Annotated in this window: 3 protein-coding genes; all 3 read left to right on the forward strand. The window is 73.4% G+C overall.

Translation table 11 applies throughout. The features are described from left to right. Window positions 1-324, forward strand: a 324-nt coding sequence (locus H0U68_RS07040; RefSeq protein ID WP_296354010.1) for a hypothetical protein, incomplete at its 5' end; no start/stop codon positions are given. Further along, complete coding sequence (locus H0U68_RS07045) at window positions 324-1,580, forward strand: glycosyltransferase (RefSeq protein WP_296354012.1); 1,257 nt, start codon at window positions 324-326, stop codon at window positions 1,578-1,580. The genes H0U68_RS07040 and H0U68_RS07045, both read left to right, overlap by 1 nt. Beyond that, window positions 1,581-2,031, forward strand: a 451-nt coding sequence (locus H0U68_RS07050) for a glycosyltransferase (RefSeq protein ID WP_296354014.1), incomplete at its 3' end; no start/stop codon positions are given.

Genomic DNA, 2,031 nt, shown 5'->3' on the forward strand with positions numbered 1-2,031 from the left:
GATGCGCGGCTGGAAACCTACATCGCCCGGCTGGCCGAGCGGCATCCGCTGGCCACCGCGCCGGACGCGGCGGCGCGCGACGAAGCGCGCCTGTTCGCCGACATGTTCGCCGGCCGCCTGGACAACGTGCTGCAGTTCGCGGCGCGCGTGTACGACGCGCGCGACCGGCTGCCGCGCGAGGAGCTGGCAGGCATGGTGACCAAGACGCTGGCGGCGGCGGCCGGATCGGCGCTGGCCTTCCACGGGCTGGACCAGCGCAAGCCCGGCGCGCCCAACGAAGCGGCGGCGCGCGCCATTCACCAGGACCTGGCGGCGGGCGTCTGATGCGCATCCTGTTCATCCTCCACCAGTTCTTTCCTGAATTCACGGGCGGCACCGAGCGCGTGACGCTGAACCTCGCGCGCATGGCGCAGCGTGCCGGCCACCACGTGCACGTGCTGGCCGGCACCGCCGACGTGGAACGCAGCGGAGGCGAGGCCATGCCCGGCCTTCCGCCCGGCGCGCGGCGCGGCAGCTACCAGGGCGTGCCGGTCACTTACCTGTCGCGCAAGGCGCTGCCGGCGGCGGCCGAGATCGCGCTGGACCCCGACGAAGCGCTGGTCGCGCCGCTGGCTGCGTGGATGAAAGCCGAGCGCTTCGATGTCGCCCAGGTGCTGCACACCATGCGCATGGGCACCGCGGTGCTGGCGGCGCAGCGCTGCGGCCTGCCATACGTGCTGACGCTCACCGACTTCTTCCTGCCCTGCGCGCGGATCAACCTGGTCACCGCGGCGGGCGCGCCTTGCAGCGGCCCGGAGGAGGGCCGCAAGTGCGCGCGCGACTGCAACGAGCCGCCGTGGACCGAGCCGGGCTTGCTGCAGCGCTACCAGCAGGCGCAGTCCATGCTGGCCGCCGCCGCCGATCGCGTCGCGCCGTCGGCCTCCGTGGCGCGCATCTACACGGAAGCGTTCGCCGGACAGGCCGTGCGCGTGATCCCGCACGGCGTGGACTTGCTGGCGATGGCGCAGGCGGCGTCGGCACCGCGCGAGGCGTCCAATGTGCTGCGCCTTGCATGGGTCGGCGCGGTGGTGCCGCAAAAGGGCTTGGACATCCTGCTGAAGGCGCTGGCGCTGCTGCCGGGCCGCGCGCTGCGCCTGCAGGCCATCGGCGGCTTCTACGGCAACGCTGGCTACCACGAGGACATCCGTGCGCTGGCCGCGGCCGACCCGCGGGTGGAACTGGTGGGCGCGCTGCCGCCGGCCGGGGTGTATGCGCGGCTCGCCGCCAGCGACCTGCTGTGCCTGTCGTCGCAGGTGCCCGAGAGCTATTCGCTGGTGCTGCACGAAAGCGCCGCCGTGGGGGTGCCGGCGCTGGTCGGCGACCTGGGCGCTCAGGCCGAACACGTGGCTGCGTCCGGCTGCGGCCGCATCGTCGATGCGGCCGATCCGCGCGCCTGGGCCGACGCCATCGACGCGGTGCTGCGCGAGCCCGCGCTGCTGCGGCGCTGGCGCGACGCGCTGGCGCTGCCGCTGCGCATCGAGGAGGAAGCCTTCTTCTACGAATCGCTGTGGCGGCGCGCGCGCCGTCCGGCGGTGTCCTGAATGGCTGCCAGCGTCGCCGTCATCATCGTCAACTGGAACGCGGGCGAGCACCTGCGCGCCTGCCTGCGGGCGCTGGCCGCACAGACCGAAGCGGGCTTTCGCGCGGTGGTGGTGGACAACGCCAGCAGCGACGGCTCGCCGGCCGCGGTTGCCGAACTGGGGGATCCGCGCTTCGAGCTGCTCACGCTGGCAAGCAACACCGGCTTCGCCTGCGCCAACAATGCCGGCGCGCGCCACACCGCTCCAACCGAATTCATCGCGCTGCTCAATCCCGACGCGGTGCCGCAGCCGGACTGGCTGGCCGCCCTGCTGCGTGCCGCCGCGCAGCAGCCCGATGCCGCTGGCCTCGGCTCGCACCTGGTCGACCTGGCCAGGCCTTCCATCAGCGACGGCACCGGCGACTGCTACCACTGGAGCGGACGCGCCTTTCGGCGCGACCACGGCGTCGCGG

Origin of the sequence: Ramlibacter sp., assembly GCF_013697775.1 — a bacterium.
In the GTDB taxonomy this organism is placed as follows: domain Bacteria; phylum Pseudomonadota; class Gammaproteobacteria; order Burkholderiales; family Burkholderiaceae_C; genus Ramlibacter.